The sequence below is a fragment of the Sulfolobus acidocaldarius SUSAZ genome, from assembly GCA_000508305.1.
Lineage (GTDB): Archaea > Thermoproteota > Thermoprotei_A > Sulfolobales > Sulfolobaceae > Sulfolobus > Sulfolobus acidocaldarius_A.
The window spans coordinates 1,858,259-1,870,218 of record CP006977.1 but is presented as its reverse complement, the minus strand read 5'-3'; the positions used below and the strand labels follow the sequence as shown (position 1 = coordinate 1,870,218).

Annotated in this window: 9 protein-coding genes and 1 pseudogene; 7 read left to right on the top strand and 3 right to left on the bottom strand. The window is 38.5% G+C overall.

What is annotated here, in order from left to right; translation table 11 throughout:
* Positions 1-294 precede the first annotated feature (294 nt).
* Together SUSAZ_10290 and SUSAZ_10285 are read right to left on the bottom strand one after the other, a co-directional pair.
* Positions 295-696: a hypothetical protein gene (locus SUSAZ_10290; GenBank protein AHC52651.1), complete on the bottom strand. Its 402-nt coding sequence runs from the start codon at positions 694-696 to the stop codon at positions 295-297.
* Positions 697-1,087: 391 nt separating this feature from the next.
* Positions 1,088-2,687 (bottom strand): annotated as a pseudogene (locus SUSAZ_10285) (AMP-dependent synthetase).
* A gap of 895 nt (positions 2,688-3,582) precedes the next feature.
* On the opposite strand from SUSAZ_10285, the gene SUSAZ_10280 reads away from it, so the two are divergent.
* The 7 genes from SUSAZ_10280 to SUSAZ_10250 all read left to right on the top strand — a co-directional run bounded on the left by SUSAZ_10280 (position 3,583) and on the right by SUSAZ_10250 (position 9,916).
* The gene (locus SUSAZ_10280) at positions 3,583-4,086 is read left to right on the top strand and encodes a hypothetical protein (GenBank protein AHC52235.1); all 504 of its coding nucleotides are present in this window, start codon (positions 3,583-3,585) and stop codon (positions 4,084-4,086) included.
* Complete coding sequence (locus SUSAZ_10275) at positions 4,076-5,140, top strand: CRISPR-associated protein (protein ID AHC52234.1); 1,065 nt, start codon at positions 4,076-4,078, stop codon at positions 5,138-5,140. The genes SUSAZ_10280 and SUSAZ_10275 overlap by 11 nt, the downstream gene beginning before the upstream one ends.
* 37 nt (positions 5,141-5,177) lie before the next feature.
* On the top strand, positions 5,178-5,957 hold the full coding sequence (locus tag SUSAZ_10270) for a CRISPR-associated protein Cas5 (GenBank protein ID AHC52233.1): 780 nt from the start codon (positions 5,178-5,180) through the stop codon (positions 5,955-5,957).
* Entirely contained in the window at positions 5,951-6,991 is a 1,041-nt protein-coding gene (locus tag SUSAZ_10265) for a hypothetical protein (GenBank protein ID AHC52650.1), read from the top strand. The genes SUSAZ_10270 and SUSAZ_10265 overlap by 7 nt, the downstream gene beginning before the upstream one ends.
* Positions 6,992-7,232: 241 nt before the next feature.
* Positions 7,233-7,337 carry a hypothetical protein gene (locus tag SUSAZ_10260; GenBank protein ID AHC52649.1) on the top strand — a complete coding sequence of 35 codons (105 nt, stop codon included), beginning with the start codon at positions 7,233-7,235 and terminating at the stop codon, positions 7,335-7,337.
* A gap of 141 nt (positions 7,338-7,478) precedes the next feature.
* Positions 7,479-9,248: an RNA helicase gene (locus SUSAZ_10255; protein ID AHC52232.1), complete on the top strand. Its 1,770-nt coding sequence runs from the start codon at positions 7,479-7,481 to the stop codon at positions 9,246-9,248.
* A complete protein-coding gene (locus SUSAZ_10250) occupies positions 9,245-9,916 on the top strand; it encodes a hypothetical protein (protein AHC52648.1) in 672 nt (223 codons plus the stop codon). Before SUSAZ_10255 ends, SUSAZ_10250 begins: the two co-directional genes overlap by 4 nt.
* Positions 9,917-10,963: 1,047 nt before the next feature.
* Here the strand turns inward: SUSAZ_10250 and SUSAZ_10245 are convergent.
* Positions 10,964-11,827, bottom strand: coding sequence for a CRISPR-associated protein Csa1 (locus SUSAZ_10245; GenBank protein ID AHC52231.1), 864 nt, complete (start codon positions 11,825-11,827; stop codon positions 10,964-10,966).
* Positions 11,828-11,960 lie beyond the last annotated feature (133 nt).

The window sequence follows — 11,960 nt, the reverse complement described above, 5'->3', positions numbered from 1 at the left end:
ATTATTGCCTCAACCGAATAAAGACTAACAGTGAGAATAAATAACCACATAAGATACAAGAAAATTAAGGGTTTCTTCTTTCTTCGAGCTTTATTAAAGGAATTTATGGGAAAAAGAGAGTGTGTGGACAACAATTTCATTCACCTCCATAAAATTCAATTTTATTCAAACTAACACTTATAGATTTCGAGTAAACTGTATTGTAAATTATGAAGAATGTTTTTCTAACTTGTTATTGTGTTTCTTGTTGAGTTCCATGAGAAATGGAAGTCCATGCTTTAAGCTTCTGAAAATCTACCAAGTTCCTCTTGCCAAACGTTTCAACCTCATGCCTCGCCAGTTGAACTCCTTGTAAGCTAATGCTTTATCATGTACAAAGATTACCTTATCCCTCCAATTCTCCAGGTTAATACCATTTAATATAACATAAACGTGAAAACCACTCCTAAGACTAGTAAGCATAAAGAATAGTACAAGCCCAGACTCATAATGCCTAACAACCCACAAGTAATAATACCCACCATTAACCCTCAAAACCTTAATCAACAAGAAAATCATTCCTAACGTTAATCTTAAGCTCATAATTAAAGCAAGCTTGTGGAGATGGTAGAGTAAGGTGGCATGAGGTAATAAAGTCCTCCAAAAGTAAGAGGTTAAGGCTAATGCAATCCAAGGAGTGAAATCTTGGCTTAACATTTACCTTAAAAGGGAAGAGATAATTTGGGTGAGTAAATCAAACCTATTCACGTTCTCGTCCTAATAAAATAAACTCGTCCTCACCCTAAAAATACTTTTCAATAAAGAAAATTCAATTTATATCAAAACAATTAAATTGTTGTCCACACACGGTGTTAGTTTGAATAAAATTATAGAGGTGAATGAAATTGTTGACCACACTTCTCCTTATTATAATTTAACTTTCTCTATGAAGGGAAAGCTAATGAAGTGTGTATAGTGTGAAAGAAAATGGCTGGGATCGTTTATATCTAACACGAGATGAAGTGTTAATTGAAAATTACTTTACAACTTTTTCATCTGAAAAATAAGGTTAATGATGCATAGACTCTTCAAGAGGATTCATGAAATCCTATGAAACTCCTTCTCTTTTTCTCAATTTGAATCTCTTTAGCTTTCCCGTCTCAGTTCTAGGTAGTTCGTTAACAAATTCTATCTCTCTAGGATATGCATATGATGCCAAATTATTTTTAACAAACTGCTGAATTTGACTAGCTAATTCATCAGATTTTGAATAACCATCCTTTAACACGATAAAAGCCTTTATAATGTTTCCTCTAATTTTATCCGGTTTTCCTATTACTGCAACATCTTTGACTGCTGGATGTCGAAGTATTATCTTTTCTATTTCTTCAGGTCCTATCCTATATCCTGACACTTTTATTACATCATCCGCCCTACCTTTGAACCATATATATCCGTTTTCATCCATTACTCCTAAGTCTCCTATTAAGAACCATTCTCCTCTAAATTTTGTCTTAGTGTAGTCTGGATTATTTAAATATCCTAAAAGTACAACTGGATCATCTCTCCTTACGGCTATTTCTCCAATTTGTCCTATAATTGGTTTTCCGCTCTCGTCAATTACGGCTACTTCATGTCCCGGAGAAGGCTTACCTAATGATCCTATTTTCCTCCATAGAGAATTATTGGTTACTACTAGATTAGCTTCAGTACATCCATAGAACTCATTTACATTTTGACTTAGTTCCTTTAATGCCCAATTGATTATATCCTCTCCTACTGCTTCTCCTGCACTACTTAATGCTCTAAGTTTGAGATCATATTCCTTTGCAGGATGTTCAATCTCTCTTTTTATCATTCTTAACGCTGTCGGCGGAATAAAAGCGCAGGTTACATTATACTTTTGCATTATTGCTAGAGCGTTATTTGGATCAAATTTTCCTTCTCTTCTATATGCGACTATAGGTTTCTTAAAATATAATGAAGGCAAGATAACGTCACCTATGGCCCCTATCCATCCCCAATCTGCCGGTGTATAGAATACATCTTCATCTCTAGGAGCCATTTCAAAATATAGTTGATATGTAGGAATATGCCCTAAGAGAAATCTGTGTGCGTGCAATACTCCTTTTGGCAAACCAGCACTCCCTGAAGTGTAAAATAATTGAGCTGGCTGATCGCTCTTAGTCTTTACTGCGGTAAAATTTCCTGTTTGTCTTTTAATCTCATCAAAATCAGTCTCGTTTTCTCGTCTTTGTTCATCTCCAACTATTATTAAATTTATATTTCCTAATTTTTCTCTAACGTCTTTTCTAGAGCCTTCAATTACTGCTACCTTAGCGTTACTGTGTTTAATCCTATATTCTACAGCCTCACTTCCCATTAATGGAGAGATTGATAATGCAATGCAACCAAGCCTATATATTGAAAGTAGAGATACTATTGTTTCTACTCTTGGCTGTAAGTATACTCCTATAACGTCTCCTTGATTTATTTTAAATTTTTCCAAAAGTAATTTGATGAAAGAATTTGACATTAAGTTTAATTCTTTAAATGTATAATTTTTTCTATTCCCTTCTTCATCTTCGTAGTATACAGCTATGCTATCGTCGTTATTTCTATCCAATATTGCTTCTCCAATATTAAAATATTCCGGAATATTCCATATTGAACTTATTTATTAACTCGCTATAAGTGTTGAATGGAATTTTTCTTAAATCTATCTCATATTCCATGAAACTACATTAGTATTTATTCTTAATAAACATTTATTGCTTTCAAATCTTACACTCTAATTTTAATGGCTATATTTCCTTCATGGATCTCATCCTCTTCTAGACATCAGTGAAGGAAAAGATGAAAAGCTAAGATAAAATTTTTCCTTCTATATCTTTGTGTGGACAACAATTTAATTGTTTTGATATAAATTGAATTTTCTTTATTGAAAAGTATTTTTAGGGTGAGGACGAGTTTATTTTATTAGGACGAGAACGTGAATAGGTTTGATTTACTCACCCAAATTATCTCTTCCCTTTTAAGGTAAATGTTAAGCCAAGATTTCACTCCTTGGATTGCATTAGCCTTAACCTCTTACTTTTGGAGGACTTTATTACCTCATGCCACCTTACTCTACCATCTCCACAAGCTTGCTTTAATTATGAGCTTAAGATTAACGTTAGGAATGATTTTCTTGTTGATTAAGGTTTTGAGGGTGAAATGGGTTGTTAGGCATTATGGGTCTTGTCTTATTCTTCATGTTTAGGAGTGGTTTTCATGTTTACTGGAGAATTGGATGGATAAGGTCATGTACAAGATAAAGCATTAGCTTACAAGGAGTTCAACTGGCGAGGCATGAGGTTGAAACGTTTGGCAAGAGGAACTTGGTAGATTTTCAGAAGCTTAAAGCATGGACTTATCATGGAACTCAACAAGGAACACAATAACAAGTTGAAAATATTCTTCATAATTTACAATACAGTTTACTCGAAATCTATAAGTATTAGTTTGAATAAAATTGAATTTTATGGAGGTGAATAAAATTGTTGTCCAAACTTCTGATTTATTCATCAAAATTTATTAGTGAGTATTCTCCTATATTAATCCATGGTAGAAACACAGAAAACAAAGAAGAAGATCCTCCATCTTTCATTAATAAAGATGTTGAGGGTTTATGCTGTTTTGAGGAGGTTCGGCTACCTCGACCCACTAATCTATTCCTTAGATCCCAACGTAATAAAGGACACTTTAACTCAAGCCACTAGGGAGTATCTATCATACATGCAGTCAGCTGTGGAAAAGGAGGCTTTCATTTACAATAGGAAGACGAGAAATACCGAGAAAGCCAAGATACCTTGCTTAGCAATCCTCAAGCAATCAGACATCAAGGAATTGTTTGTGAGAGGTTATAAAGACGTAGTTCACGAGATAGTCAAGGGCGAGTCCTCACATGAGAAGGAGTACTGCATTTCCCCGGTCGTTTTCTTAAAGGATGGAAATATAAGGGTCTCTGTTCCATCAGAGTTCGAGCTGAAGTCTTTCATGAACGAATTGAATAAAAACATATACGTCGCGAGAGAATTAGTAGAACTCGCCATGGGTGGTAGTTGAAATGAGCTGGCTCTCATTCTCCATAAGGTACCTAGTGAACGTTGAAGACCTGAATAACGTAGAGTCAGCAGGGAATTACATAAGACACAGAAGGGCTCCAGTTATCTTCAGAGACAACAACTCTTACGTAATATCTTACGTTCCCGCAATTAGCGGCGAAATGATAGCTCACGGTTATCAGTGGGAATTAGCTGAAATTGCTACCAAGAGTGGTTTAAAAGTAGATGCCTTAGCGAGGCAAGGGGTATTCATTAAGAGAGGTGCCGGAGACAACGTTCATGTAGGGTCTAACTGCGAAGATAAAGATGGAGCTGACTACGAGCTATGCGTCATAGAGGAGGACGTCGTGGAGGACGTTGCAGGCTTCATGAATCCAAGTAAGTTAGCTAAGAGGGTATCTAACATAGCGTTCAGCTACATGATACCTTCACTTGACTCAGTGAAGAGCGTAGGAATAACGTCGGAGTTCCACGTTAGGTACGTCACCAAGGAGTTGATAGACCAACAATCTCTCTTCAACGTTGAAGTGGCTAGCGCATCTTACGTGCTAACTGGATACCTAAATGTCGACGGAATAGGTTGTACTCAAACGTTGAAATGCGCTGAAAAAGAAGGTTGTTACACTCTCTGTATAGATGATAATAAGCAAAAGGAGAAAAGCAATGATAATGAGAGGGAGAAAAGGATCCTTTCCTCTCTCGACGCGTTGAATTTGACCCTCACACAGTTCCTCTTCGGGGCGAAGCAGAGCAGGTTCAAACCGATAATCGATATAGAGGCCGTAGCGCTTTCCTTATCTGAGAAGCCTTTCAACCTCTTGCCAATTACGCTAGAGAACGGAAAGATTGATGACTACATTAACTTCACTAAGTCCACGATAGATTCCTTCGCTGGAAGTCTAGGTATTGAGAAACCTATCCTTACGTTTTACGCGCAGGACAAGTTGATGTCATCTATCAAGGGAGAGTCCAAGAAGGATCCCGTGGAGCCATTCAAGGAAATGAAGGAAGCTGTAAAAAAGAAATTAGAAGAAAAATCCATGGAGGGACATTAGAGAGCTGAAAGGACAATTAATGAGGTCAGGGAATTAAATGTACGGAATACTGATTGTAGGGAAGCATCACTGGGGTTATTCCGTAAGGTACCCTTCAGCTTCAGCCGGTGGCGAGTCATTTCCCATGCCACCAGTTTCCACACTGATTGGAGCGCTCTCTAGAGGTTACTGTAATCACGCTGTAAACGAGAGGAACGAGTCATGCACTAAGGAATTCGTGGATCAACTGGCAAAGAAGGACCTTTTCTGGATAACTTACGGCACTGAGGAACCACTGATGATCAGATACTCAGACTTAATGAGGGAAGAGAGGGTTCCTTACAGACAGGAGAAGAACAGGAAATTGGAAGAAATGCAGAACTGGTTTGGAGTTTCAGCCTTCGGTAAGATATATGCGCCTATGACGACTTTCAACGTTCTCTTACTTCTGAGGGGTAAGGAAGAGTTATGGAGGAAGTTAGCGTGGCAAGTGACGTCGTTAGGCTCGAAGGAGTCTCTAGTTAGCGTGCTAAAAGTCATTGAAGGAGAAGTTGAGGAGATGAGCGCTCCTGACGAGATAAACACTAACTTCTACTTCCCATCCAAATGCGTGAATTCAGATGAAGGTGTAGAAATGCCTATGACTGGAATCTATAAATTGTCATCGAAGGCACCCACTTCTGATGAAAAGCCAAATGTTGAGAAGTTCGTGATACCTAAACATGGACCACTGTTTGGTGGTTTCATGAAGGTGAGCAATTTATATCGTGAAGAGTGTACTGTATACAAGGTGAATAATTCGCTCGTTATAGTACCTAAAGGCGGTTTGAGATGGTAGTAGAAAAGAAGGAAGTGGAAATCACCACTACCCTACCCATGGAAGGTTTTTTATCTAGAGAATTGGCGATGAGCTCAGCGATTTACCTGAAACAGTTGGGATTAGACTACGAGGTTGAAAGAGACAAGTTGAAGTTACGAGCTCCCACCAAACAACTCATGGAGGAAGTGTTAAACAGTGCAGTAAATGACATGAAGAATGACGAAGAGCTGAAGAGTATGCTGAGGGGTTTCACGAGAAATTACAGTGACATAATAGAGCTCCTCATGAAGATAACGGCTGACGAGCTAATTAACAATGCCGACAGCGAGACTGACGGTTATCCCTTGATCCTACCAGAGACCATGGAGGCTGAGAGATGGTTTGGAGGATGGAATGGAAAGACTGCTAAGAAAGGTTACAAGTCCATTAAAATAACTCTTCTATCAGCTTTCTTAGCGACGTTGTCCTTTTCATGGTTTAGGATAATAATGTTTAAGAGCAAAATAGGTAACAGTTTTATGAGTTACATAGTGTTAGCTCCAATAGATTCATCCTTCAGTGCACAATTAGTGGACTTCAAGAAACTATATGTCAAGGATAAGTTGCGCATCTCTGGTAAACCTGATGCCTTGAAGAGGTTCTCGCACCTAAATAGGATATTCTCCTTTTCATTCAAGTTGTGGGACGCTCAGAAGATAATAATGTTGACCTCATCGCGTAGGACTGAGGTAATAGAGAACAACAGCTATGCCTCTATAAGATCATTCATCGAGCTCTCTAAGTTCCTGAGGCTCAAGTACAAGGATGAGATACCTTATTACGTTAAAAGGGCTCTCAGCAACGAGAAAGTAGCTGACTTCATGAATAGGATAGTTAACCTGGTATTTGAAGCCTTAGGAGGTTCAATTTCACCGGAAGAGATGGCCATCATGATCTGGAGAGAGAACCTTAGTGAGGATGATCCACCCTTGAGCATCTATGATGTGAGGAAGCTCAAGGAAGGCGTATCTTACGTTATTTCGCAGAGGTCCATTGGCGTAGAGAGCTATTAAGGGGTAATGTGATTGTCAAGCTATGTGCAGTCAACGAGTGAATTATTACTGAAAAACTCTGCGGCAGTGGAAGTAAAGATGAGGAGTAGAAGATCTTAGCCATTTTAACTTAGTCTTTATAGAAGTCACAAGAGGAAGAGGGAAAAGAGAGAAAAAACAAAACGAGAAATAAGCAATTATTTTTTATTCAACTTGAGTATACTCATTAATCACTGTAGAATTAATGTCGCCTTAGGACGTCATGAAGTTTGTTGATTATAAACGAGAAGATTTCGGCAAAATGGATTATAGCACAAAACAAAAAATAGTAATGATGATGGTAATAACAATAAAATCAAAGTTCTAGATAGAGATGAAGACCAAATTCAAGGACGTGAGGAAATCTATTTACGTCAGAAACACTATGTGTTGAAGAAATGTGTTGATGATTTGTCATGCGTTAACTTTAAAAACAGACTTTCATAGGATCTGGAGACGAGCTGATCTAATGAGATTAGGCGTTGATAAGTTCTGGGATATACTTAACTGTAGGGATAGCGACAAGAAAATAAATGATAGGAAGCTTTCAGAATGTAAAGATGTTAACTTCATCCTTAACTTCCCAACAGGTTATGGCAAGACAACTCTCTCCCTAACCTTAGCTAAGTATTTGAAAGAAAACGTTACTACCACTTTCTCTAGGATAATTCACGTGGTTCCTACTAAGACGCTAATCTGGGATATCGAGGAGAAAGCTAGGGAGGCGCAGTTAAGCTACGGAGTTCAGTACTCCTTCGCCCCCTCAGAGACTAAAACACCTAATTTCTTGGCTGACTTCGTCATTACCACTTATGACTCTTTCCTCATGAATTTATTCAAGGGAAGCGTTGGAGAGCCTTTCTCGGTCCATGGGCATTACGATATTCCAAGGTTCTCAATATTCACTTCGATTGTCCACTTCGACGAATATCACTTAATGAGAGAAGGTAATTCGTGGGCGTCGCTTCTCGCCAGCGTCAGCGTTTTAGCTAGGCATGGAGTCAACATGATACTGTCCTCAGCGTCTTCTAGTAAAGCAATAGACAGCGAGATAGTGAAGAATATAGCTAAGTGGGGGAAAGAGGTAGTGAAAATAGAGGTAGTGAGGAATTTCGGCGACGCTGAGAAGAAGTATAACTGTAGAGAGATAGGAGAAAGAGGAGAAGAAGAGAAGGACGAGATTAGGGAATACGAATGCGACCTAGATAACGATATAAATTTCACGTTGGTGGAAATAGCAGACAAGGAATTCAGGACGCCTTACGTGCCAATTGAGGTAATAAAGAAGGAGAAATTAGAGGAAATAGTTAACGCTCACAAGGATGAGAAGATCTTAATAGTCATGAACACTGTTGATGGCGCAATAGAAGTTTACGAGAAGTTGAAGCAAAAATACGAGGATGTTTCATTGATTCACTCCAGGTTTAAGGAAAAGGATAAGAGAGGGAAAGGTTTTAAGAGGATAGTTGTAGCGACGCAAGTTATAGAGGTCGGTGTAAACCTGGATTACGACGTCCTCATAACTGAACAGGCTCCAATATTTTCCTTAGTTCAGAGGGCTGGAAGGATCTTGAGGAATAGGGAAGGAGAAGGAAGAATATACATTATAGAGGACGACAAGTACTATCCTTACAGCAAGGAAGAGGTTGAGAGAACGATGAATGAGATCAAGGGGAAAAATGGAATAATATGCTTCAAACACCCTTACGGATGTGGCAATGCGGAAGGCTATAGTGAAATTATCGAACGCGTTTACAATACCGTTCCATTCGATTACAAACAAAGGGAACTGTATGACAAGTTGACCCATCTGGACTTCAACTTCTTTTCTACGAAACAGCAGTTAAAGGAGATCTTAAGCGACTACTGCTCTCTGACAGACTCCTTCGTGGTTAGTCTGGCGACTGAGATTCCTAAAAGCCACGACGATTTGATATCAGTAGATGGAGATTACTTCTTGCGCTCTATCGAGGACCAGGAATGCGTTAAGGCATTCTTCGAGAAGTTCAGCGTTGACGAGGGAAATGGTGTAGATACAGTAACCGTAGTTGAGGATTGCTTCCCTAGAAGGTACTTGAGAGACAGGAGATGCTTATGTAGTAACTACACGAACGTCTTCGTGAAGAAAGGGAACGGTGAACTCACACCCTATTACGGGAATGGAAAGGAGAAATACATGTTAGTAGCCTTCCACGTAGACCCTAGAAACTACAATGAAGAATTAGGTTTGAGATTATGAAAACTGAGTGTTGGGCTTTCAAAAATAAGGAGACCTTCCAGCAACACGCAATTGGCACTGTGAAGGTATTAGAGAGGAACTTCCTCCATCAAGTAGTACCTATCCTGTCCAAGAGGTTAAACGCGAGTGTAGAGGACGTAGAGAAAGCGGTGAGGATAGCTTCAGGTTTCCACGATATCGGTAAGACCTCTATTTACTATCAGCTAGAAGCTAGTAATTACTATGGCCATGAGATTTTTAGTGGATACATCGTGTGGAGGTTAATAAATGATTTAAAAATAGGGAATGATAAGTTAGCATCTATATCAGCAATTGCCGCGTTGAGTCACCATGAGGCTATGGGTGATAGGAAAAAGAATGAGCTTCTGATTCCGAGTAATGAACGGTATTATGAGTTCTATCACGGATGTGAAAAGGACATAGATGAGGTGGCGAAATACTTGAACATAAACCCTCAGAAGACCCTCGACCTGTTGAGGGAGTTGGAGAAGTTGAGCCTCTCTAAAGCTGTAAATGAGTTAAAAGGAGCCTTTAACGAGGACTACATCCATTACGTTATTCTGGTAGGACCATTAATGATAGCAGATACGATTACTGCGAACCAGAATAGGAAAGGTAACGCGATGAATAATTTAATTAGCGAGTACAAGAAGTTTCTAAAATTTTAGGATGGGATTTTTTTCTCCTCTCTTTTTCCCTTTTTTCCTCCCGCTTCTCGTCTCCTTCTCTTTCTTCTTATTATTGCGTCTTCTTCATTTTTCGAGCTTTCTCCACTTATTTTTCAGTGGGTATCACGTCTCGACTAGACAAAATTATTTTTTCTGAGTGAAAGTAAAAATATCACGGCTCACACAGGTGATGTGTTGACCCATGGTAATCAGCGTTGTCCTAATCACACTCGGTGAAGGCATCCGATGGAATGTGCGTACTGCGTGTAGCAGTGTCAACAAGAATTTTGTTATTTTGAGATAAATTGAATTTCATCTAGAAAAGTATTTTTAGGGTGAGGGTGAGTTATTTATGAGGGTGATAACGTGAATAGGTTTGATTTCCTCACCCAAATTATCTCTTTTAAGGTTAAGCTAACATTTTACACACTAGACGAGATTTCATCAGCTACTTGTTGAGCTGGTTGGAGGACCTCTTTGCCTCACACTACCTTGCTTTACTATCTTCACATATTGGCTAAAGTTATGAGTTTAAGCTTGACGTTGTAAATGGACACTTACTTGTTGATGAGACTAGGGTTTTGAGGATTAATGGCGAGTATTTGGGTTGTTAGGCAGAGTCTGGGCTTTCTTCATTAGGGTGGTCATCACGTTTACGTAATATTGATGACGTTAACCTGGAGAATTGGAGGGATAAGGTCATGTACGCGATAGAGCGTACAACTCGTTCAACTTATTCGCTAAGCACTAGGTCGAGAAATTTGGTAAGATTAGTGGTAGTGTTTAGAAGCTTGAAACATAGGCTGGCGGGTTTTTCACTTCCCTTGGAACTCGGTAAGGAGCATAATGAGGTGGTTGAAAGTGTTCTTCCTAACAATTCTATTTACTCGAAATAAGCATTAGTCAGAATAAAATTATGGAGGTGGATGAAATTCTTGTCCACACTCTAGCAGATAATGAGAAATCTTAATACAGAGATAAAACTTTAAAATAATGCTTTTAGGGAGTTATACAATTGATGTAATGATCGCTTTTTGACTAAAATTCCTACAATTTGTTGCAATACCTTAAATACGGACAAGTCTCATCACATTTCTTAGGCATTCCCGGATCAGTTTCCATCGCTTCAAACCCCCTATCTCTAACTTCTAAGAATTCGTCCCTTAGAGAGTCTGAAATGTGAATTAGCTTACAGTTTGTTGATACACTCTTGTCAACTAGAACGTAACATAAATTTCCAAAATCGATCGGGATCTCAAACTGGCTCTCTATAGCTAGAGCATAGCCCGCTAATGAAAGTTCGTGAGCTTTTCTCTGCCTTCCAGTCTTCATCTCAGCTATTAGCGGAATTAGTGGAACAAAAGCGTCGACCCTAATGTTATTTTGTAATCCTATAAATGAACCATCTATTGTATATTCAACGTAAAAAGGAATTACTAGAGATGCTAAAGACTCTCTGGTTAAGAACTGCTTAGCCCTATATTTATCTATTTCAGCTGAGTAAATGTTAGTTATATGATCCCACAAAACCTTAGCCTTTTCAACGTCATGAACGTTCCTCATGATCCTATAAAATTCGTCAGTCATTAAAGTTCTAAGCCTACTTCCACTCATGTTTTCTCCTTCTTCATATATTAACCTCTTTATTGTCTGTATTCCTTCAGCGTAAACGTAATGAATGTCGTTAGCTCCTTCAGGAATCTCAGGCTTAATTCCCTTATGTTTCAAGTACACGTAGCGTCCCGTTTCGCAGAAGCCATTAGTTAGGTCGGAGACGTTTAAGAAATTAGTGGAGGAGTAATATATTGGCGGTTCATTCCAGTGCCATCCTCTCAATTCCTCTGAAACTGTCTTAGGGCTAAGTCTAACTCTTTTAGCCATCAACAATACATCAGTTAGTGTAAAGAACATATATAAAATAGAGAAAAAGGAGAATAAATATTTATTAGACAAATTAAATGCTTTAACTCCTTTTGGGAATAGGTAGGAGTGTGGACAACAATTTTGTTATTTGATATAAATTGAATTTTCTTTTTGTGGAAAA

Bases quoted from the DNA above. Each gene is read 5' to 3' on its own strand.
- SUSAZ_10290 (AHC52651.1), bottom strand. From the start codon at position 696: ATGTTAAGCCAAGATTTCACTCCTTGGATTGCATTAGCCTTAACCTCT.
- SUSAZ_10280 (AHC52235.1), top strand. From the start codon at position 3,583: ATGGTAGAAACACAGAAAACAAAGAAGAAGATCCTCCATCTTTCATTA.
- SUSAZ_10270 (AHC52233.1), top strand. From the start codon at position 5,178: ATGTACGGAATACTGATTGTAGGGAAGCATCACTGGGGTTATTCCGTA.
- SUSAZ_10265 (AHC52650.1), top strand. From the start codon at position 5,951: ATGGTAGTAGAAAAGAAGGAAGTGGAAATCACCACTACCCTACCCATG.
- SUSAZ_10260 (AHC52649.1), top strand. From the start codon at position 7,233: ATGAAGTTTGTTGATTATAAACGAGAAGATTTCGGCAAAATGGATTAT.
- SUSAZ_10255 (AHC52232.1), top strand. From the start codon at position 7,479: ATGAGATTAGGCGTTGATAAGTTCTGGGATATACTTAACTGTAGGGAT.
- SUSAZ_10250 (AHC52648.1), top strand. From the start codon at position 9,245: ATGAAAACTGAGTGTTGGGCTTTCAAAAATAAGGAGACCTTCCAGCAA.
- SUSAZ_10245 (AHC52231.1), bottom strand. From the start codon at position 11,827: ATGTTCTTTACACTAACTGATGTATTGTTGATGGCTAAAAGAGTTAGA.